The following is a 19,915-nucleotide window of genomic DNA, read 5'->3' as shown; positions in this document are numbered from 1 at the left end:
GGGGCCGTCCTCACCGGGAGCCACCTGGACTCGGTGCCCGGCGGCGGGGCGTTCGACGGGCCGCTCGGCGTCGTGTCGGCGTTCGCGGCGATCGACCGCCTCCGGGAGCGCGGCGCCGCCCCGGCGCGGCCGATCGGCGTCGCGGTGTTCGCCGAGGAGGAGGGCGCGCGGTTCGGGGTGGCGTGCCTCGGGTCGCGGCTGCTGACCGGCGCCATCGACCCGGCGCGGGCGCGGGCCCTCACCGACGGCGACGGGCACACGTTCGCGGAGGTCCTGCACAACTCCGGCCTCGATCCGGCCGCGATCGGCCCGGACGAGGACCTCCTCGGCAGGATCGGCTGCTTCGTCGAACTCCACGTCGAGCAGGGCCGCGCGCTGTGGTCGGACGGGCGGGGGGAACCGGTCGGGGTGGCGAGCGCGATCGTCCCGCACGGCCGGTGGCGGTTCGACTTCCGCGGGGAGGGGAACCACGCGGGGACGACGGCGCTGCCCGACCGGCGCGACCCGATGCTGCCGTTCGCCGGCATGGTGATCGCCGCGCGGGAGGCGGCCGAGCGGAACGGGACGGTCGCGACCGTGGGCAAGGTCCGCGTCGTGCCGGGAGGGGTGAACGCGATCGCCTCGTCCGTCACCGGCTGGCTCGACGCCCGCGGACCGGAGGACGCGGCGGTGCGGCGGACGGTGGCGGAGATCGACGAGGCCGCGCGGGTCGCCGCGCGTCCGCACCGGGTGAGCGTCGACCTCGCCGAGGAGTCCTACACCGAGATCGTCGACTTCAACCTCGCGCTCCGCGACCGGATCGCCGCGACCCTCGGCGGGCCGCCGGTGCTGCCGACCGGCGCGGGCCACGACGCGGGCGTCCTGTCGGGCCGGCTGCCGACGGCGATGCTGTTCGTCCGCAACCCGACCGGGGTGTCGCACGCGCCCGCGGAGTCCGCCGAGCCGGCGGACTGCCTCGCCGGAGTCGACGCCCTCACCGCGGTACTGGACGACCTGGCGTGCGGGTAGGTATCCGGTCATGCAGTGGCACGCCCAGTTCGCCTGGCTCGGGGACGGGGTGGCGCCCGACGTCCTCGTCGAGGCCGACGGCGAACGCATCACCCGCATCGCCGCGGGCGTCCCGGCCCCGCCGGACGCGCAGCGGCTGCCCGGCCTGACCCTGCCGGGCCTCGCCAACGCCCACTCCCACGCCTTCCACCGCGCGCTCCGCTCCCGCGCCCAGGCGCAGGCCGGGACGTTCTGGACCTGGCGCGAGCAGATGTACGGGGTCGCCGACCGGCTCGACCCGGCGTCCTACCGCGCCCTCGCCACCGCCGTGTTCGCCGAGATGGCCCTCGCCGGGATCAGCTGCGTCGGCGAGTTCCACTACCTGCACCACGGGCCGGGCGGCACCCCCTACGACGAGCCGAACGCGATGGGCGAGGCGCTGATCGCCGCCGCGTCCGACGCGGGCATCCGGATCACCCTCCTGGACACCTGCTACCTCACCGGCGGCATCGGCCGGCCGCTGCAGGGCACCCAGCTCCGCTTCGGCGACGGCACCGCCGGCAACTGGGTGCGCCGCGTCGAGAGCCTCTACGAGGGGACGGACAAGGCGGGGCGGCTGCACGCCCGGGTCGGGGCCGCGATCCACTCCGTCCGCGCCGTGCCCCGGGAACAGCTGCGGGCCGTCGCGTCCTGGGCCAGGGAGCGCCGGGCGCCGCTGCACGTCCACCTGTCGGAGCAGCCCGCCGAGAACGAGGCGTCGATGGACGCCTACGGCATGACGCCCACCCGCGTCCTGGCCGAGGCGGGGGCGCTGGGCGCGCTCACCACGGCCGTCCACGCGACGCACCTCACCGAGGAGGACATCGGCCTCCTCGGGACGACCATGACCGGCGTGTGCATGTGCCCGACCACCGAACGGGACCTCGCCGACGGGATCGGCCCCGCCCGCGCCCTGGCGGACGCCGGCGCGCCCATCTGCCTGGGCTCCGACCAGCACGCCGTCATCGACCTGTTCGAGGAGGCCCGCGCCGTCGAGCTGGACGAGCGGCTCCGCACCCGCGTCCGCGGCCACTGGACCGCCGGGGAACTGCTCGCCGCCGCCACCTGCAACGGCCACTCGGGGCTCGGCTGGCCGGAGGCGGGACGGCTGGAGCCCGGCGCGTACGCCGACCTCGTCACCGTGGACCTCGGCTCGGTCCGGACGGCCGGTTCCGGCCTCCGGCACGCCGCCGAGGCCGCCGTGTTCGCCGCGGCCGCCGCCGACGTCCGGCACGTGGTCGTCTCCGGCCGGCAGATCGTCCACGACGGCCGCCACCTGCTGATCGACGACGTGCCCGCGGCGCTGGCGGCCGCGATCGAGGCCGTCACGGCGCCCGAGGAGGAGTGACCCCGGCGCCCCGCGGGGTGACAGTTGAAGATCCATTCGGTTAGGCGGCGGCGGGCGGGCCCATGCGATCATGCGTCTGTTGATCTTGAGTTCCGGAGCGCGGACACGGGGTGGGCGCCCATGCTGTACGGCAGAGCCGCTGAGATCGCCGAGGTGGAACGTCTGGTCGCGGGAGCGCTCGCCGGGTCCGGCGGGGCGGCGGTCATCCGGGGGGAGGCCGGCATCGGCAAGACCGCCCTGCTCCGGCACGCGGCGGAGGCCGCGGACGGCGCGCTTCCGCTGAGCTGCGCCGGGTGCCTGCCCGAGGCGGAGCAGCCGTACGCGTCCCTGGAGCTGATGCTGCGGCCGGTGCGCGACCGCGTCGACGCCCTCCCCGCCGAGGCCGCGCGGCGGCTACGCGCCCTCAACGATCCGTCCCCCGGTGGTGAGGCCGGTGGTGAGGCTGGCGGTGAGGCCGGTGCAGAGAGCGCCGGTGGCGGGGCGTGGGGTGTGGCGCGGGCGGAGATCTTCGAGGTGGGGCGTGCGCTGCTCGCGCTGCTGCGCCTGCTCGCCGCCGGGCGGGCCGTGGTGTGCCTGGTCGACGACGCGCAGTGGCTGGACGCGGCCTCGGCGGACGTGCTGGCGTTCACCGCCCGGCGGCTCGGCGGGGAACCGGTCGCGCTGCTGGCCGCCGTCCGCGGCGAGCGGGTGTTCGGGATGTCGGGGCTCACCGAGATCAGGCCGCGGCGGCTCGCCCCGGACGACGCCGCCGCGCTGCTGCGGGACGGCGGCGCGGACCTGGCGCCGCCCGCGCGGGAGCGGGTCCTCGCCGAGGGGGAGGGCAACCCGCTGGCGCTCCGGCTGCTGCCCGCCGCGCTGAGCCCGGCCCAGCGGGCCGGGCGGATCAACCCGGTGACGTTCCACGACGGCACCGCACCGCTGAGCGGAACGTTCCAAACGGAGACGTCGGCGCGCCTGGACGCGCTGCCGCCCGCGACCCGGGTCATCCTGCTCACCGCCGCCGCGGACGGCGCGGGGGACTCCGCCCGCGTGGCGGCGGCGGCCGGGCGGCTCGGCGCGACCGTCGCCGACCTGGCGCCCGCCGAGCGGGCCGGCCTGCTGGAGACGACCGGCACGACGATCCGCTTCGCGCATCCGCTGGTCAGGGCGGCCGTCTACCACCGCGCCACCACGGCGGAACGCCGATCCGCGCACCGCGCCCTCGCCGAGTGTGCCCGGGGCGGGGATCTCGGGGATGAGGATGCCGAGCGGCATGCCTGGCATCTCGCTGCCGCGGCCGTGGGGCCCAGCGAGCGGGTCGCGGCGGAATTGGAACGTGCCGGAAGGTGCTCGGGCGGCGTCCGCGCCTATGCGTGCCACGCGCGGGCGGCGGAGCTGACCCCGGGCGGCGGAGCCCGCGCGGACCGGCTCGCGGCCGCGGCCCGCGCGGCGGCGGAGGCGGGCCTGTTCGCCGGGGCGGCGGAGCTGGTCGCGTCCGCCGCGCGGCTCCCGGCCGGGCCGCCCGCGCGCGCCGCGCTGCTGCGGGCGGGCGCGGCGGCGGAGCTGGAGTGCGGGTCGCCGCGCAGGGCGTGCCGGATCCTGCTGGACGGCGCCGCGCCCCTCGGCGGCCGCGATCCCGCGGAGGCGCTGCTCCTGCTGGCCGAGGCCGTCCGGTGCGGCTGGGACGCCGGTGACCCGCGGCTCGTGCGGGAGGCGCTGGACACGATGGCGGCGGTCCCGGTGGCCGCCGACTCGCCGCTGGCCGCGCTGCCGCAGGCCCTGTCCGCGGCACCGGGCGGGACCGGCGAGGCCCTGGTCACGCTGATCGGGGTGGCGCGGCTTCCGGCGGAGGCGGCCCGCCGGCTGACCGCCGTGGCCGCCGCCCTCGCGGACGGCGCGCACGAGATGGCGGCGGAGCTCGTCCGGGACTGCCGGGAGGCCGGACCGGCGGGCCGGTTGCCGGACGCCCTGCAGGCACTGGCCCACGCGGAGATCGGGCGCGGCCGGCATCGCGCGGCGCGCGAGGCCGCGGCCGAGGGGCTGCGGCTGGCGGGCGACCTCCCGCGGCATCGGGCGGGCCGCCTGCGCTGCCTGCTCGGCTGGCTCGCCGCGGTCGAGGGGGACGAGGAGCGGTGCGCGGCCCTGGTCGCGGCGGGGACCGAGCACGCCGCCCGCGAGGGGATCACGCCGACCGTCGCCCTGGGGACCTGGGCGCTGGCGCTCCTCGACCTCGGGCACGGGCGCAACGTGGAGGCGCTGGCGCGGCTGGAGGACCTCCCGGAGGAGGCGCCCCGGGCGGGTGCGGTGACCGACGCCGTCCGGCAGGCCGCCGACCGGGTGGAGGCGGCGGTGCGCTGCGGGCTGCCGGAAAGGGCGGAATCCTCGCTGTCCCGGCTGCAACGCCGGGCGGACGGGAGCCCGTCGGCGTTCACCATCGCGATTCTGAAACGCTGCCGCGCCCTGCTCTATTCGGGCGGCAAGGCCGAGCGGAATTTCGCGGAGGCCGCCGTGCTGCACGGAAAGTGCGACAATGATTACGAGCGGGCGCGCACCGAATTGCTGTACGGCGAATGGCTGCGGCGGGAGCGCCGGCGCGCCCAGGCGCGGGAGCATCTGAACCGCGCCATGGAGCTGTTCGAGCGGCAGGGCGCGCGGATCTGGGCGCGGCGGGCACGGGCCGAGCTGGGGGCCGCGGGCGTCCGGGCGGCGGGGACCGCGCCGCCCGGGACGGACGGTATCGGCGGCCTCACCCACCAGGAGCTGCAGATCGTGCGGCTCGCGGCGTCCGGCGCGAGCAACCGGGAGATTGCGGCCCGGCTCTATCTCAGCCCGCGGACGGTTGGAAACCACCTCTACCGCGCGTATCCGAAGCTCGGCGTCCGGACGCGGGTGGAGCTGCGGGGCCTGGACCTGGACATTGCCGCCCGGGAGCAGGAGCGGTCCGCGGCCGATTGAGCAACCCGCTCCCGCCGATTGAGTAACCGACTCAATTGCCGCCCCCCGGAAATGTGTATTGACGCCATGATCGGGCTGGGTTACAAAGTTTTCATTGCTTGAATTGCTCCCATCCGTCCCCGCGAGTTCCTCGCAGAGCTGGCGGAAAACCTGCGTGAGGTCGGCCGGCAATGGCTGTTCCCGATTCGCTTCCCGTCATCGTCAACTCCGCGGCGGCCGCCGTTCTCTTCGTCGCGGGCATCGCCAAGGCCGTTTCTCCGGGCCAGCTCGGGCGATCCCTGAACGACCTCGTCCGGCTGCCGGGACGCGGCATCACCGCCCGCCACGTGCGGGTGTTCGCCGCGGTGGAGCTGCTGACGGCGCTGGCGCTGACCGCCGCCGCCACCCAGCCGGCCGCCGCGTGGGCCGTGGGCCTCCTCGGCGCGGCGTTCGCGCTGGCCGGCGCCCTGGGGATGCTGCGCGGCGGGGGCACCGCGTGCGGCTGCTTCGGCGGCTCCGCCGACCGGCCCCTCGGCCCCGTCAACATCGCGGTCGGGGTGCTGCTCATGGCGGTCCCGGCCGTGAACCTGACGCCGGTGTCCGGCGCCGCCTCGGCGTACTTCTTCCAGGCCGCCACCGGGCTCGCCGGCGGAGCGCTGCTGCTGTGCCTCTGGGTGCACCGCGGCCTCATCAAGGACTTCACCCGACCCTTGCCCGCATCGCGTTAAGACGGAGGAACCCCCGGATGATGGAGATCTTCTTCGGCGCCGTGCTGCTGATCCTCGCCGCGGCGGTCGTGCTGCTCTTCGCGATGTTCGGCGAGCTGACGTCGCGGCTGCCGACCGAACGCGAGGAGGCCGCCGCGCGCGACCCCGAGATCTGGCCGCTGGAGGACGCGCGGCTCGGCACGGCGCCCGCCGGGTGGCCCGGCGAGCTCGCCGGCCTGGCCGCCGGAGCCGGCGACAAGGACGCCGCGCGTTCCGTCCTGGTGCTCAGCACCGCCTGCTCGACCTGCAAGGACGTCGCCAAGCAGCTGTCGGAGGAACTCGACCGGGGCGCCGGGGGCGACATGGCCGTCGTCGTCTCCACCGCCGAACGGGCCCGCGGCGAACGCTTCGTCCAGCAGTACGGGCTGCACCGGCTGACGCACTACGTCGACGAGGGCGGCGCCTGGGTCGCCGAGGAGTTCAACGTGCGGATGAGCCCCACCGCGCTGGTCGTCCGCGACGGGCGGCTGGAGTCCGCCCTCGTGTTCCAGGACGTCCAGGCCCTCAGGACGACGATCAGCCAGGCGAACGCCCAGCCGAGCACACAGGCGAACGGTCGGCCGAACGGCCGGCCGAAGGGCAACCAACCGAAGGGAGTGGCATGAGCACGCTGACAGGGAAACGGGCCGCGGGGGCTGCGGGGAGGTTCGCGCGCAGGGGGTTCCTGGGCGCACTGGGCGCGGGCGGCCTGACGGCCGCGTCGGCGGTGTTCGGCAAGTCCGAACCCGCCTACGCGCTCTGCAAGAGGAACTGCTGCAACCTCTACGTCTGCCCCAACATCTCCATCTCCACGTGCCGCAACAACGCGGACTACATCTGGGGCTGCGCCATGAGCGCCTACCTGCACTGCTCCTGCTGCGAGGCGTACTACAGCGGCAAGCAGCACTCGGCCTACGAGTGCCGCTACAACTGACGGGGCCCGCATGGTCGTCTGGCTGGTCATCGGCGGGATCGGCGCGGTCCTGCACGTGCTGAGCCCTTGAGGCCGGTCGATGGCCGGAGTCTCCGGCCCCATGATGCGCCGCCGCCCGGCGGACGGCGTGCGCTTCCTGTCCGGCCTGGCGCTGGGCGGGGTCCTGTCGGGACTGCTCGTGGCCATGCTGCTGTACGTGGTGGGCCGCGGGACCGCCGAGGTGCTGCCGGAGACGCCGCGGGCACTGGCCCTGGCGGCGGTGGCCCTCGGGTTCGGTGCCGCCGACCTCGCCGGCCGGACGCCGCACGTGTGGCGGCAGGTGCCGCAGGTGCTCGTGCACCGGCTGGCGCCCGGGTTCCGCGGCGTTGTCTGGGGCTTCGACCTCGGGCTGCTCGTCACGACGCAGAAGGCGGTGTCGCTGGTATGGGTCACGATCGCCGCCGTCGTGCTGCTGGACCCGTGGATGGCGGCGCCCGTGATGATCGGCATGGCGCTGCTGTCCAACCTCGGCGTCGTGCTGTGGAGCCTCCGCTTCACCCCCGCGATGACCGAGATGGGCACGAGAAGGGAACGGCTGTGGCTGAGAGCGATCCGCGCCCTGTCCGGGAGCGTCCTGGTGGCGCTCGCGGCCGTGACGGCCGTGCAGGCGATCTGACCTCCGCGGAGGGCGTGATCGTGGTGACGAGGTTCGAGTGCCCCGGGCTGTGGAGGCTCATCGTCCTGATGGTCCTCCACCGGCGGCTGGAGCGGGACGTGCGGCGGCACGCGACCGGGTTCCTCGGCATGTCGCTGCTGGTCGGCTGGCGCACCCGGACGCTGCTCAACATCTCGCTCTGGCGCGACATGGACGCCGTCCACTCCATGGGAGGGGTGCGCCGGCACGTCGACGCCACGCGGGTCCCGTCGCGGCTCGGCGTCACCACCTCCGGCGGGATCTACGCGTTCGCCGGCGACTGGAAGCGGGTGATGTTCGGCATCGACTGCGCGGACCGCTCACCCGTCCGCCCCCTTTGACCGAGATCGGGTACACACCGCAAGAAAGGGACGATTAGATGAGTTCGGACCACTACTCGCCGACCGACCACGGGTTCGCGGTCGTGCAGGACATGGACGACGGAACGAAGAAGGTGATGGTGTGCGACTCGGTCGTCGGAGGCGAGCCGCAGAACGTGTACGCCATCCACTTCAAGTGCACCGCGCTGCGCGTCGGGCCCGGCGTGCGGATGGAGCACGGCGCCGCGGGCAGCCACACCCGCCAGGTCGTCGAGGTCTTCTCCGCGGAGCGCGGCGTCGTGGAGGTGCGGGCGCTGCAGCGGGGCGGGAACCCCGTCCTGGAGGCGGAGGCGCGCCGCCGCTGACGGGCCCGCCCCCGGGCCCGCCGAAGGGCAGGGCGCCGCTCGCGCGGACGGCCGCCTGCGCCGTCCTCCTGGCCGTCGCCGGATGCTCCGGCGACGGGCGGGACGGCGGCGCGGCCCCGCCCGCCCGCTCGGCGGGCGGCGCCACGCCGACCGCCGCGGCCTCCGCGGCCGCGGGCCCCGCCGGCCAGGACGGGGCACCGGGGTGCCGCCCCGCGTCGCCCGTCGCCCCGTACGGCGGTGACGGGCTGCCCGAGGTCCGCGCCACCGGCCACGGCATCCGCGCCTCGGGGCTGCTGATGTCGGCGAAGGGGTACCCGCCGCTGCGGACGGACCAGGAGCTGAAGATCGTGTGGCGGGTGACCGGATCGGGTCCGCTGCGGGCCACCGCGACCGGTCCCGACGGCCGCGACCGCGAGGTCGCCTGGGGGCCGGAACCGCACGGCGGCAGCAGCTTCGAGCGGCCCGGGGAGGAGTGGGGCGTGGGCTACCGCATCGACGAGCCGGGCTGCTGGCGGCTGCGGCTGGCCCGCGGCACCGGCACCGCGGACGCCTGGCTGCGCGTGGCCGGGTGAGGTCCCGCCCGCGCCGGAGCCGCCCGGGTGAGATCCTGCCCGGGTGAGCACCGAGAGCACCCTCATCGCGAACATCGGGGAACTCGTCACCAACGATCCCGCCGCCGATGGCGGACCGGGCATCGTCCGGGACGCGGCGCTGGTGATCGAGGACGGCCGGGTCGCCTGGACGGGCCCGTCCCGCGCTGCCCCGGCCGCCGACGCCTCCTTCGACGCCGCCGGCCGCGCCGTCCTGCCCGGCTTCGTCGACTCCCACGCCCACCTCGTCTTCGCCGGTGAGCGCGCCGAGGAGTTCGCGGCCCGGATGAGCGGCCGGAAGTACGCCGCGGGCGGCATCCGCACGACCGTCGAACGCACCCGTGCCGCGTCCGACGACGACCTCCGCGCGAACATCCGCCGCTTGCTCGCCGAGATGGCGCGCCAGGGCACGACGACCGTCGAGTGCAAATCGGGCTACGGCCTCACCGTCGAGCAGGAGGAGCGCGCCGTCCGCATCGCCGCGGAGGTGACGGACGAGGTCACCTACCTCGGCGCCCACGTCGTCCCCGCCGAATACCAGGGGGACACAGCCGCCTACACGCACCTGGCCGCCACCGACATGCTGGCGGCGTGCGCGCCCCATGCCCGCTGGGTCGACGTCTTCTGCGAGGAGGGCGCGTTCGACGCCGACCAGGCCCGCGAGGTCCTGCAAGCGGGCATCAAGGCGGGCCTGGCTCCCCGCATGCACGCGAATCAGCTCACCCAAGGCCCCGCCGTGCAACTAGCCGTCGAACTGGACGCCGCGTCCGCCGACCACTGCACGTTCCTCAGCGACGCGGACATCGACGCCCTCGCGTCCTCGGAGACCGTTGCGACCCTCCTGCCAGGGGTCGAGTTCTCCACGCGTCAGCCCTACCCCGACGCCCGCCGTCTCCTGGACGCGGGCGCCACCGTCGCCCTCGCCACGGACTGCAACCCGGGCTCCTGTTACAGCTCCAGCATGGCGTTCTGCATCGCCGTCGCCGTCCGCGACATGCGCATGACCCCCGCCGAGGCCGTCTGGTCCGCGACGGCGGGCGGCGCGCGGGCCCTGCGCCGTACCGACGTCGGCCACCTCACGCCCGGTGCCCGCGCCGACATCCACGTCCTGGACGCCCCGTCCCACATCCACCTCGCCTACCGCCCGGGTGTGCCCCTGACGTCCGCCGTCTGGCAGGCGGGCGTTCAGGTGAGGTAGCGGCGGTTGACCCTTACCAAGGGCGCCCGGTCGCGGGCCACGTAGTCCGTCGAGAGGACCTCGGCGATGAAGAGCGTGTGATCCCCTGCCTCGACCCTCTGGCGGGTCTCGCACTCCATGGCGGAAAGCCCGGAGGCGGGGACGAGGGCATCGGAGTGCTCGCCCCGGTGGTGCGGTTCGCTCGCCAGGAGAATGCGGGCGCTGGGGCGGCCCTCCGCCGCGAAGCGCCCGGCCAGCGCGCGCTGGCCGGACGCGAGCACGGTCGCCGCCCAGCGGTCCCGCCGGTTCAGTACCTCCGTCAGGTAGGACGACGTCGTCACGCTCGCCAGCACCATCGGCGGCTCCAGGGACACCGACGTGAACGCCGTCACCGTCGTGCCGAGGTCGTCGCGGCCGTCGCGGACGGTCAGCACGACCACGCCCGTCGCGAACCCCGCGATCGCCTCGGCGAACTCGCCGGTCAGCGGATCTCCCACGTGCTCGGAAGGGTGAGCGGGCCCGCCGCGGGCAGCCCGAGGCGGGCGGCGAGCCCGCCCAGGGAGCCCCAGCCGTCGAAGCGGGCCGCGGCGGCGGTGCGGTCCTCGCTGGACTCCGGCGGGCGGAGGCGCTCCAGGGGAGAGGACTGCGGGAACACCCGGATCGGGGCGTCGGCGGCGAGGCCGGCCTGCTTGCGGGCCAGGCCGAGCGCGCGGTCGATGCCGCCCAGCTCGTCGACGAGGCCGTGCTCGGCGGCGTCGGCGCCCGTCCAGACGCGGCCGCGGGCCAGCTCGTGGACGCGCTCGCGGGACATGCCGCGCCCCTCGGCGACCCGCGAGGTGAAGTCGTCGTAGATCTTGTCGAGGGAGGCGTTGACGCGCTCCCACTCGGACTCGCTGAAGTCCTTCGTGGAGCTGGACATGCGGGCGTGGTCGCCGTCCGCGACGCTGCCGAAGGTGATGCCGACGCGGTCCAGGAGGCCGTTCACCACCGCCTTGCCGGTGACGACGCCGATCGAGCCGGTGATCGTGCCGGGCTGCGCGACGATCGTGTCGGCGGCCATCGCGACGTAGTAGCCGCCGGACGCGGCGACGTTGCCCATGGACACGATCACGGGCTTGCCGGCGCGCCGGGCCAGCACCACCTCGCGCCAGATCGCGTCGGACGCGACGGCCGAGCCGCCCGGGCTGCTGACCCGGAAGACGATCGCCTTGACGGCGTCGTCCTTCACCGCGGCGCGGAACGCCGCGCCGATCGTGTCGGAGCCCATCGCGGGCCCGGAGCCCGGCAGCGGGCCGCCGCGGCCGCTGCGGCCGAGCCGGATCGGGCCGTGCCCGTCGATCAGCGCGACGGCGTCCTGCCTGCCGGGCTGCGGGAGCCGGCCCGCCAGGCCGTGCGCGCGGTTGTAGCGGGCGACGTACCGCAGCTGGACCTCCTCGCCGAACTCCTCGCGCAGGTCGGCGTAGACCTCGTCGCGGTACCCGAGGCGGTCGACGAGGTTCTCCTCCAGCGCCTCGCCCGACAGGAAGGGGCCGCGGTTCACGAGGTCGCGGACCTTGTCCTCGGGGAGGCCGCGGCCGGCGGCGACGGCGGCGGTGATCTGCTCGGTGAGAGACGCGACGAGCCGCCGTGACGACTCCTCGTGCTCCGGCGTGTAGGTCTTCCGCATGAACGTGTTCGCCATGGTCTTGTATTCATGCCGCTGGGCGAACCGGGGCTCGACGCCGGCCTTCTCCAGGGCGCCCGCGAAGAACGGCTCTTCGAGCGCCATGCCGACCAGGCCGACCTCGCCCGTGGGCTGGAGGTAGACCTTGTCGAAGGCGGTGGCCAGGTAGTAGGGGACGGTCCCGCGGCCGCTCTCCCCGTACGTCTCGGCCCACGCGACGGTGAGCTTGCCCGCCTCCCGCAGCTCCTGCACGGCCTCGCGCAGTTCCTGGACGAGCGCCAGCCCGATGCCGCCGCCGACCTTGACGACGAGCGCGCGGACGCGGCTGTCGGAGCGGGCGCGGCGCAGCCCGTCCAGGACGTCGCGGAGGTGCGTCCTGCGCATGGACAGGAGCGCCGAGATGGGGTCGGTCGGCGCGGTCTCCACGATGCCCTCGGTGAGGTCCAGTTCGAGGATCAGCGGTGCCGTCCGCCGGTCGCGGGCCTGTTTGATGAGGGTGACGACTGTGCCTGGATCCACCATGGCCCCAAGCCTATGCGCTCGGCCGGGGGGCGTTCCCGGGTCAGCGGGCGAACGCCTTGTTGGGGATCACGCTCGCCGACGCCTGCGCCAGCGGACGGCCGCCCGCGTCGGCGAGCACCGCGTTGCTGACCATGCGGGTGCGGCCGGGGTGCACGCACGTCCCGGTCACCGTGTACGTCTCCCCGGACCGGACGCCGCGCAGGTAGTCGATGTTGAGGTTGAGCGTGAGCATCGGCAGGAACCGGTCGCACGTGCTGCTCGCCGCGAGGCAGACCGCGTTGTCGAGGATCATCGCGATGTAGCCGCCGTGGACGATGCCGCCCGGGTTGCACAGCTTCTCGGCGGGCGTCCAGGAGATCTCCACCCGGCCGGGCTCGGCGACCGTGACGACCTGCCCGATGTAGTCGCTGATGTCGGAGATCTCCGGGAGCCGCCTGTCGCGCATCGCCCTGATGAACTCCACACCGGACAGGGTGTTCCACAGGTCGGCGGCCTCCCGCAGGTCCTCCGGGCTCGCTTCGACGCTCAACTCGCACTCCTTGATCGCGACCAACCTTCCGAATGCTATTCGGTGATCAGTGGTGCGAGGCTGTGCCGTTCATCACCGACGGCCGACCTTGCGGAGGGTGGACGCGGCGAACCGTACTGAGGATCGCGGGCCGGATACCGTCCAGCGGATATCGTCGGACGCATGGGAGACGGCGACGGCTGGGCGGGCTGCGGGCTGGGGCACACGCACTGGGGACGGTTCGGCGCGGCGGGCCTGCTGCCCTACCACCGCGACCCCGCCGGCCAGGTGTGGGTGCTGCTGCAGCAGCGCGCCTGGTGGGGGATCGGCGGCGGGACATGGGGGATGTTCGGCGGCGCGCTGCACAGCCATGAGGACCCCGTGACGGGCGCGCTGCGCGAGACCGCCGAGGAGTGCACGCTCGACACCGGCGTGGTGAGGGTGCACGGCACGAGCGTCGAGGACCACGGCGGCTGGTCCTTCACCTCCGTGGTCGGATCCCTGCACGAGCTGCCGCGCGTCGGCCCGGCGTCCAGGGAGACGCGCCGCGCGGAGTGGGTGCGTGCCGAGGACGTCACCGGCCGCAAGCTGTTCGAGCCGTTCGCGCGGTCATGGCCGCGGCTGCGGGACGCGATGAAGGGCGTCACCCTCGTCGTGGACGCGGCGAACGTCGTCGGGGCGCGCGCCGACGGCTGGTGGAAGGACCGCGCCGGCGCGAACGCGCGGCTCCACGACGACCTCAAGGCGCTGAACGCGGGCGTCCAGGGCCTGCCCGGCGGGCTCGTCCGGTTCGACCGCTGCTTCCCCGAGGTCGTCCTGGTGGTGGAGGGCGCGGCGAGAAGCGTCGCCGGCCGGCAGGCCGACGGGGTACGGGTCGAGGCGGCGCCCGGCAGCGGCGACGACCGCATCGTCGACCTCGTCCAGGACGCGGGGCCCGACACCGCCCACCTGGTGGTGACCGCCGACCGGGAACTGCGCAGGCGCTGCGAGGCGGCCGGAGCCTCCGTCATCGGCCCGCGCTGGCTCCTCGACCGGCTCTAGACGGCCCCCGACCCCAGCAGGTTCGGGGTTCGGGGGGGTCACATCTCCAGGCGGTGACCGGCGTCGCGGAGGACGTCGGCCGCCTCCTTCAGCCGGTGCTCGGGCACGAGGACGAGGTCCGCGTGGTAGGTCGACGCCACGAAAAGGGGGATCGCGGCCTCGGCGAGCGGTCCCACGATCTCGGCCGGCGTGCCCGGCACACGGGGGCCGCCGTCGCCGTAGAAACCCGCCCAGCGTTCCACCTCGGCGAACGAGGGCACGTCCCGGATGACGGTGAGTCCCTCGGGGGCGCGGATCAGCGCGATCCAGTCGTCGTCCTCCGGGAACGTGGCGTGCGGCAGGTGCTCCACCATGAACCGGCCGGGAACGACGTGCAGGCGCTGCGCGACCGCCCGGGGAAAGCCTTCGGTCATTCCGCCAGACTATTCAGGTGCCAGCCACACCGCGCCCAGGGGCGGGACGCGCAGCACCGCGGACGCGGGCAGGCCGTGCCAGGGCTCGGCGGTCGCCTCGACGTGGCCGAGGTTCCCGACGCCGCTGCCGCCGTACTCGTAGGCGTCGGTGTTGACGACCTCCCGCCAGGCGCCCTCGCGGGGCAGCCCCAGCCGGTAGTTCTCGTGCGGGTTCCCCGCGAAGTTGACGACGCACGCGAGCACCGGCTCCTCGCCCTGCGCGCCCGTGCCGTAGCGCAGGTAGGACAGGGTGTTGCCGCCCGCGTCGTTGCCGTCGATCCAGCGGAACCCCTCGTGGTCGCTGTCGCGCGTCCACAGCGCGGGCTCGGCCTGGTAGGCGCGGTTGAGTTCCCGGACGAGCTTCTGCAGCCCCACGTGGTGGGCGCCCTCGGAGGCGTTCTCCAGCAGCCACCAGTCGAGCGGGCGCTCCTCGGCCCATTCGGCGCCCTGCCCGAACTCCTGCCCCATGAACAGGAGCTGCTTCCCGGGGTGCGACCACATGTAGGCGAGCAGCGCGCGCAGCCCGGCGAACTGCTGCCAGGAGTCGCCCGGCATCTTGCTCAGCAGGGACGCCTTGCCGTGGACGACCTCGTCGTGCGACAGCGGCAGGACGTAGTTCTCCGAGAACGCGTACACCAGCGAGAACGTGATCTCGTTGTGGTGGTAGTGCCGGAACACGGGCTCGTGGCGCAGGTACTCCAGCGTGTCGTGCATCCAGCCCATGTTCCACTTGAACCCGAACCCGAGGCCGCCGAGATGGGTGGGACGGGTCACGCCCGGCCACGCCGTCGACTCCTCGGCGATCGTCACGACGCCGGGGCTGCGCTTGTAGACGGTCGCGTTCATCTCCTGGAGGAACGAGATGGCCTCCAGGTTCTCGCGGCCGCCGTAGATGTTGGGCGTCCACTCGCCATCGTTGCGCGAGTAGTCCAGGTACAGCATCGAGGCGACCGCGTCCACGCGCAGCCCGTCGATGTGGAACTCCTCCAGCCAGTACGACGCGTTGGCCACCAGGAAGTTGCGGACTTCGGCGCGCCCGAAGTTGAACACGAGCGTGCCCCAGTCGGGGTGCTCGCCGCGCGCCGGGTCGTCGTGCTCGTACAGGGCGGTGCCGTCGAAGCGCGCCAGCGCCCATTCGTCCTTGGGGAAGTGGGCGGGCACCCAGTCCATCAGGACGCCGATACCGGCCCGGTGGAGCCGGTCCACCAGGTACCGGAAGTCGTCCGGGTTCCCGAACCGCGCGGTCGGCGCGTAGTACGACGTCACCTGGTAGCCCCACGAAGGGCCGTACGGGTGTTCGCTGACCGGGAGCAGTTCCACGTGCGTGAAACCCATGTCCTTGACGTACGCGGTCAGCTCTTCGGCCAGTTCCTTGTATCCGAGCCCGGGACGCCACGACCCGAGATGCACCTCGTACGCGCTCATGGGCTCGTGCAGCCAGTCGCGGTCCTTGCGGCCGTCCATCCACTGTCCGTCGCCCCACTCGTAGGACGAGGTGAAGATGCGGGACGCCGTCGCGGGAGGACGCTCCGTGAACCGGGCCATCGGGTCGGCCTTGGCACGCCACACGCCGTCCGCGCCGAGGATCTCGTACTTGTAGCACATGCCGTCGCCCACGTCCGGGATGAACAGCTCCCAGACGCCGGTGGAGCCGAGCGACCGCATCGGGTAGGCGCGGCCGTCCCAGTGGTTGAAGTCCCCCACGACGCGGACGCCGCGGGCCGTGGGCGCCCACACCGCGAAACCCGTCCCGTGCACCGTGCCGAAAGCGGAGGCGTAGCTGCGGACCCGCGCGCCGAGCGCCCGCCACAGCTCCTCGTGGCGCCCTTCGCTGATCAGGTGCAGGTCGAGTTCGCCGAGCGTCGGCAGATGCCGGTACGGGTCGTCCTGGACGGTCTCGACGCCGTCCCCGTAGGTGATGGCGAGCCGGTAGTCGGGGACGGCGAGCGGCGCGTCGTCCGCGGCCCCGCCGGACAGGGACGTGCCGCCGGGCAGCGTCCCGGTGAACAGGCCCTGGTGGTAGTGCCGGAGCGGATGCCGGTCGCCGCTGGGCAGGACGACCTCGACCCTTTCGGCGAGGGGCCGCAGCGCCCGGACGGTCACGCCGTCCCGGCCCGGATGCGCCCCGAGGATGCCGTGTGGATCGTGGTGGTCGCCGCCGACGAGCCGGTCGATCTCCGCGCGCGTCACCCGTGCCATGACCTCATGGCCTCCCGTCCCACTGAGATTTACGCCAGTAGAGGTGCCCCGAGATCGGCGGGTTTCACGTCGCGGGCGCACCTGTTTCCGGGAGCTTGACGTTTCCCGAGGTCCGGCCGCGAAACCGCGGTCCCGGCGAACATTCGGGCGGCGGCTCGGCCATTGATCGGTGGTGGGTGGCCGCACGGGCGGCGCGACTCTTCGTCGGGGGTCGCGCCGAATGCGCCGTCCGTGCGGTCACGTCTGCCTGGCCCCTGTGGTGACACCGACCACGCCACCCTGGGCTCCATTCCTGTGTCACTTGAGCGACACAGATACCTTCCGTACCGGCACGTCCCGGCCCGGTCCGCCCCCGCTCGCGGACCGGGCCGCGCCGTTCCCCGGTGTTGTCCCTCACGTGTCTCCGTGCTCCCCGCGCGGCTGGTCGAGCAGCAGCCGGCGCAGCCCCGCGGAGTCGTCGGCGGCCACCGTCATCGCGTATCCCGCCGCGAGCTGCGAGTCGCTCAGATCGCCGCTGCGGGTCGCGTACCAGCGTCCCGCGTCGCTGCGCCACACCTGCCAACCCGGAAACTCCCCCTCGATGGCCGCCTTCAGATCAGCGAAGTCGCCCATCAAGGTCGTCCTTTCCCCGAGGCCGCTCTTCTGTATACAAAAGTCTTACTCGTACCGAGAGGTGTCAAGCTGTCCGTAAGCGGACCATGCCCCCGTGGATAGCGCGCGGAAGGCATGGGAGGCCGGGGAGGGCGAGCCAGGATCGAACGCCGCGTCGAACAGCGAGCCGGACGGCTGGACGGCGCGTCCGGAAGAAGGGGAGGTGACGCCGGTGCCGGACCGACCCGCCTACCTGCGCATCGCCGACACGCTGCGCGAGGGCATCCGGGACGGCAGCCTCCCGCCGGGAACCCGGCTGCCGACCATCGCGGAGCTCTGCGAGGTCCACGGGGTCTCGGAGATCGTCGTCCGGCAGGCCGTCGCCCTGCTCCGCGGCGAGGGACTGGTCGAGACGCGCCGCGGCGGCGGCACCCTCGTCCGGGTCGTTCCCCCTGCCCGCAGGGTCGCGATGGACCGCTACCGGGTGGTGACGAGGCCCATGGCGGTCCCCGAGACGACGTTCACCCGCGACCAGAAGATCTCCTGGGCGGAGTATCGGCTCGACCGGGAGTTCAGCCGCGTGCGGGCCGACGACGAGCTCGGCGCGCTGTTCGAGCGCCCGACCGGCATCGAGCTGCTGCGCCGCCGGTTCGTCTTCTACGCCCGCGACGAGCCGCAGCAGATCTCCGTCAACTACCTGCCGTGGGATCTCGTCGGCGACACGCCCGTGTCCGACCCGGCGCGCGAGCCGTGGCCCGGGGGGACGCTCGCGCAACTGGCCTACCTCGGCCACCCGCCGACCCGCGTCGAGGAGGCCGTCCGCTCCCGCATGCCGACCCCGGAGGAGGCCGAGACGCTCCGCATGACCGGCGGGGTGCCCGTCCTCGCCATCACCCGCCGGCTGCTGTCGCGCGCCGACGTGCTGGAGGTCTGCCGCGAGATCGTGCTGCCCGCCGACCGCGTCGTCCTCGACTACGCCATCGACCTGTGACCGCGCACCCGTGACCGGGAGCGCCTGTCCCGCGCGTGCGGCTCAGCCCGCGAGCCGGGCGAGGGACCGCAGGGGGACGGGCAGCCACGACGGGCGGTTGCGCGCCTCGTAGCGGATCTCGTAGACGGCCTTGTCGAACTCGAAGGCCCGCACCAGCGCCGGGTGCGCGGCCGGGTCCGGACCGCCGGCGGCGGCGTAGCCGGCGCAGAACGCGGCCCGGTTGCGTTCCGCCCACGCCTGGGCGCGCGCCTCCAGCGCCTCGGCCGTCTCCGGCGACAGGTCGCCCTCCCGGGCGAGCAGGAACCGGGCCGCGTACTCGAACGAGCGCAGCATCCCGGCGACGTCCCGCAGCGGGTGCGCGAGGGCCCGGCGCTCGGCGGGCGTGCGTGCGGGCTCGCCCTCGAAGTCCAGCAGCACCCAGCCGGTGTCGGTGCGCAGGACCTGGCCCAGATGGTAGTCGCCGTGGACGCGCTGGACGGGCAGCCGCCGCGCCTCCGCGGCGACCTCGTCGAAGACCGCGCGGATCGCGCGAGTGTACGGGCGGAGCTCGGGCACGGCGGCGCTGACCTGGTCGAGCTGCTCGTTCATCGCGAACACCGAGTCCCGCAGCGCCGAGGCGGGCGCGTGCGTCACCCCGAACGCGGCGGCCAGGTCGCGGTGCACCTGCGCGGTCGCCGCGCCGAGCCGCTCGGCCTCCGCGCCGAAGTCGCCGCCCGCGGCGGCCGCGTCGGCCGCGGTGAACGCGGTGAACCCGGGCTGGGCGAACCAGTCGCGGACGCTGGTGAGGGCGAGCTGCCAGCCGTCGGTCGCGGTGCGCAGGTACTCCGACAGCAGCGCCAGCGTGACGGGCTCGTCCCCGGCCGCGGCCCACCCGGCGTTCGAGCCGGGCTCCAGCTCGATCCACCCGTGCACGGCGGGGACGTGGGCGCAGCCCTCGCGGGAGAGCGCCAGGTTGACCTCGAGGTCCGGGTTGACGCCGGGGGACAGGCGGCGGAACAGCTTGCAGATGTAGCCGTCGCCGAAGATCAGCGAGGTGTTGCTCTGCTCGGCCCCGATGGGCGCGCCGTCCAGGTCCGTGCGGATGCCGGTGCCGGGGGCGCGGCGGAACCGGAGCGGTCCGACCAGCGTCTCGTTCGCCATGTACGTCAGCAGTGCCCGGGTGAGCTCCGGGTCGTGGACGGCGTCGTAGACGTGCTCGGTGATCCCGTCCTCGCCGGTCAGCTGCCCGATGAGGCCGGGCTCCAGCCGCCCGGCCAGGTCGCGGCGGACGCCGAGGAGCAGCTGGTAGTGGTCGGTGGCGCCGTCCTGCCGGACGTCCAGGACGAGGTGGTGCAGGCCCGGGTCGCCGGCGATCAGCTCGGTGGCGGTGCCGATGGACAGCTCGTCGATGGGACCGTCCTTGCCGCCGAACCACCGCTGGCCGGGCAGCCAGCCGGCGAGAAGCCGGACGAGGGAGTGGTCGGGCGGCGGCACGGTCACATCACCCCTTCTCCCGGTCGTGGTCCTCGGGCGGCGGTGGCAGCAGGAACCAGTAGAAGCCGTGCCCGGGAAGGGTCAGCAGGTAGGGCAGTTCGCCGATGGCGGGGAACTGGACGCCGCCCATGCACTCGATCGGGGCGGACCCGCGGAAGCGCCGCAGGTCCAGTTCCACCGGCTGGGGGAACCGGGACAGGTTGTTCACGCAGAGGATGGTGTCCGTGCCGCCCCACTGGTTGGTGTCGCCGTTGCCGATCTCGCGGGTGAAGGCGAGGACGGAGGGGTTGGAGGCGGACAGTTCGACGTAGGAGCCGACGCCGAAGACGGGGTGGCGTTGCCGGATCTCGATCATTTTGCGGGTCCAGTGCAGGAGTGATCCG

General features: G+C 74.1%; 21 protein-coding genes. 13 read left to right on the top strand and 8 right to left on the bottom strand.

Going from position 1 to position 19,915, the window contains the following annotated elements; genetic code table 11:
• The 11 genes from E1289_RS27750 to hutI form a co-directional block, all read left to right on the top strand.
• Positions 1-1,008, top strand: a 1,008-nt coding sequence (locus tag E1289_RS27750) for an allantoate amidohydrolase (RefSeq protein ID WP_131985292.1), incomplete at its 5' end; no start/stop codon positions are given.
• A gap of 10 nt (positions 1,009-1,018) precedes the next feature.
• Positions 1,019-2,374: a formimidoylglutamate deiminase gene (locus E1289_RS27745; protein ID WP_131985290.1), complete on the top strand. Its 1,356-nt coding sequence runs from the start codon at positions 1,019-1,021 to the stop codon at positions 2,372-2,374.
• 120 nt (positions 2,375-2,494) lie between these two features.
• Positions 2,495-5,308, top strand: a complete 2,814-nt coding sequence (locus E1289_RS40220) for a LuxR family transcriptional regulator (protein WP_131985288.1) — start codon at positions 2,495-2,497, stop codon at positions 5,306-5,308.
• A 170-nt stretch (positions 5,309-5,478) separates the two neighbouring features.
• The gene (locus tag E1289_RS38440; protein WP_165970638.1) at positions 5,479-6,015 is read left to right on the top strand and encodes a MauE/DoxX family redox-associated membrane protein; all 537 of its coding nucleotides are present in this window, start codon (positions 5,479-5,481) and stop codon (positions 6,013-6,015) included.
• A gap of 17 nt (positions 6,016-6,032) precedes the next feature.
• Complete coding sequence (locus E1289_RS38435; protein ID WP_165970637.1) at positions 6,033-6,659, top strand: hypothetical protein; 627 nt, start codon at positions 6,033-6,035, stop codon at positions 6,657-6,659.
• Positions 6,656-6,967, top strand: a complete 312-nt coding sequence (locus E1289_RS27730; protein WP_131985284.1) for a twin-arginine translocation signal domain-containing protein — start codon at positions 6,656-6,658, stop codon at positions 6,965-6,967. The genes E1289_RS38435 and E1289_RS27730 overlap by 4 nt, the downstream gene beginning before the upstream one ends.
• A 79-nt stretch (positions 6,968-7,046) precedes the next feature.
• Positions 7,047-7,622: a hypothetical protein gene (locus tag E1289_RS27725; protein ID WP_131985282.1), complete on the top strand. Its 576-nt coding sequence runs from the start codon at positions 7,047-7,049 to the stop codon at positions 7,620-7,622.
• Between the two features lie 20 nt (positions 7,623-7,642).
• Positions 7,643-7,981, top strand: a complete 339-nt coding sequence (locus E1289_RS27720) for a hypothetical protein (RefSeq protein WP_131985280.1) — start codon at positions 7,643-7,645, stop codon at positions 7,979-7,981.
• Positions 7,982-8,019: 38 nt separating this feature from the next.
• Positions 8,020-8,325, top strand: a complete 306-nt coding sequence (locus E1289_RS27715; RefSeq protein WP_131985277.1) for a hypothetical protein — start codon at positions 8,020-8,022, stop codon at positions 8,323-8,325.
• A gap of 296 nt (positions 8,326-8,621) precedes the next feature.
• A complete protein-coding gene (locus E1289_RS27710) occupies positions 8,622-8,897 on the top strand; it encodes a hypothetical protein (RefSeq protein ID WP_131985275.1) in 276 nt (91 codons plus the stop codon).
• 43 nt (positions 8,898-8,940) lie between these two features.
• Entirely contained in the window at positions 8,941-10,113 is a 1,173-nt protein-coding gene (hutI, locus tag E1289_RS27705) for an imidazolonepropionase (protein ID WP_131985273.1), read from the top strand.
• Here the strand turns inward: hutI and E1289_RS27700 are convergent.
• The 3 genes from E1289_RS27700 to E1289_RS27690 are packed head-to-tail and all read right to left on the bottom strand — an operon-like array spanning position 10,101 to position 12,806.
• Positions 10,101-10,589: a flavin reductase family protein gene (locus E1289_RS27700; protein WP_131985271.1), complete on the bottom strand. Its 489-nt coding sequence runs from the start codon at positions 10,587-10,589 to the stop codon at positions 10,101-10,103. The genes hutI and E1289_RS27700 overlap by 13 nt on opposite strands.
• The gene (sppA, locus tag E1289_RS27695; protein WP_131985269.1) at positions 10,574-12,277 is read right to left on the bottom strand and encodes a signal peptide peptidase SppA; all 1,704 of its coding nucleotides are present in this window, start codon (positions 12,275-12,277) and stop codon (positions 10,574-10,576) included. Before sppA ends, E1289_RS27700 begins: the two co-directional genes overlap by 16 nt.
• A 40-nt stretch (positions 12,278-12,317) precedes the next feature.
• A complete protein-coding gene (locus tag E1289_RS27690) occupies positions 12,318-12,806 on the bottom strand; it encodes a PaaI family thioesterase (RefSeq protein WP_243713193.1) in 489 nt (162 codons plus the stop codon).
• A gap of 162 nt (positions 12,807-12,968) precedes the next feature.
• Between E1289_RS27690 and E1289_RS27685 the strand changes: the two genes are divergently transcribed.
• Positions 12,969-13,826: an NUDIX domain-containing protein gene (locus E1289_RS27685; protein ID WP_131985267.1), complete on the top strand. Its 858-nt coding sequence runs from the start codon at positions 12,969-12,971 to the stop codon at positions 13,824-13,826.
• A 38-nt stretch (positions 13,827-13,864) separates the two neighbouring features.
• On the opposite strand, the gene E1289_RS27680 is transcribed toward E1289_RS27685, so the two are convergent.
• From E1289_RS27680 to E1289_RS27670, 3 genes are all read right to left on the bottom strand, one after another.
• Entirely contained in the window at positions 13,865-14,239 is a 375-nt protein-coding gene (locus E1289_RS27680) for an ACT domain-containing protein (protein WP_131985265.1), read from the bottom strand.
• Positions 14,240-14,248: 9 nt separating this feature from the next.
• Positions 14,249-16,477 (bottom strand): 1,4-alpha-glucan branching protein GlgB, encoded by a 2,229-nt coding sequence (gene glgB / locus E1289_RS27675; RefSeq protein WP_131985263.1) that lies wholly within the window; start codon positions 16,475-16,477, stop codon positions 14,249-14,251.
• Between the two features lie 393 nt (positions 16,478-16,870).
• Positions 16,871-17,089: a hypothetical protein gene (locus E1289_RS27670; RefSeq protein ID WP_131985261.1), complete on the bottom strand. Its 219-nt coding sequence runs from the start codon at positions 17,087-17,089 to the stop codon at positions 16,871-16,873.
• 94 nt (positions 17,090-17,183) lie between these two features.
• On the opposite strand from E1289_RS27670, the gene E1289_RS27665 reads away from it, so the two are divergent.
• Entirely contained in the window at positions 17,184-18,059 is an 876-nt protein-coding gene (locus E1289_RS27665; protein WP_243713192.1) for a GntR family transcriptional regulator, read from the top strand.
• Positions 18,060-18,101: 42 nt separating this feature from the next.
• Here the strand turns inward: E1289_RS27665 and E1289_RS27660 are convergent, their stop codons facing one another.
• Entirely contained in the window at positions 18,102-19,538 is a 1,437-nt protein-coding gene (locus tag E1289_RS27660) for an aminoglycoside phosphotransferase (protein WP_347813595.1), read from the bottom strand.
• Between the two features lies 1 nt (position 19,539).
• The coding region (locus E1289_RS27655) for an alpha-glucosidase C-terminal domain-containing protein (protein ID WP_207929179.1) at positions 19,540-19,915 on the bottom strand (376 nt) is incomplete at its 5' end.

The organism is Actinomadura sp. 6K520, from assembly GCF_004349245.1.
Lineage (GTDB): Bacteria > Actinomycetota > Actinomycetes > Streptosporangiales > Streptosporangiaceae > Spirillospora.
The sequence above is the reverse complement of the archived record's forward strand: the minus strand, read 5'-3'. Positions and strand labels throughout refer to the sequence as shown.

Coding starts and splice junctions, on each gene's coding strand:
- E1289_RS40220 (WP_131985288.1), top strand. CDS start 2,495: ATGCTGTACGGCAGAGCCGCTGAGATCGCCGAGGTGGAACGTCTGGTC.
- E1289_RS27670 (WP_131985261.1), bottom strand. CDS start 17,089: ATGGGCGACTTCGCTGATCTGAAGGCGGCCATCGAGGGGGAGTTTCCG.
- glgB (WP_131985263.1), bottom strand. CDS start 16,477: ATGGCACGGGTGACGCGCGCGGAGATCGACCGGCTCGTCGGCGGCGAC.
- E1289_RS27710 (WP_131985275.1), top strand. CDS start 8,622: ATGTCGGCGAAGGGGTACCCGCCGCTGCGGACGGACCAGGAGCTGAAG.
- sppA (WP_131985269.1), bottom strand. CDS start 12,277: ATGGTGGATCCAGGCACAGTCGTCACCCTCATCAAACAGGCCCGCGAC.
- E1289_RS38440 (WP_165970638.1), top strand. CDS start 5,479: ATGGCTGTTCCCGATTCGCTTCCCGTCATCGTCAACTCCGCGGCGGCC.
- E1289_RS27725 (WP_131985282.1), top strand. CDS start 7,047: ATGGCCGGAGTCTCCGGCCCCATGATGCGCCGCCGCCCGGCGGACGGC.
- E1289_RS27730 (WP_131985284.1), top strand. CDS start 6,656: ATGAGCACGCTGACAGGGAAACGGGCCGCGGGGGCTGCGGGGAGGTTC.
- E1289_RS27685 (WP_131985267.1), top strand. CDS start 12,969: ATGGGAGACGGCGACGGCTGGGCGGGCTGCGGGCTGGGGCACACGCAC.
- E1289_RS27745 (WP_131985290.1), top strand. CDS start 1,019: ATGCAGTGGCACGCCCAGTTCGCCTGGCTCGGGGACGGGGTGGCGCCC.
- E1289_RS27715 (WP_131985277.1), top strand. CDS start 8,020: ATGAGTTCGGACCACTACTCGCCGACCGACCACGGGTTCGCGGTCGTG.
- E1289_RS27680 (WP_131985265.1), bottom strand. CDS start 14,239: ATGACCGAAGGCTTTCCCCGGGCGGTCGCGCAGCGCCTGCACGTCGTT.
- E1289_RS38435 (WP_165970637.1), top strand. CDS start 6,033: ATGATGGAGATCTTCTTCGGCGCCGTGCTGCTGATCCTCGCCGCGGCG.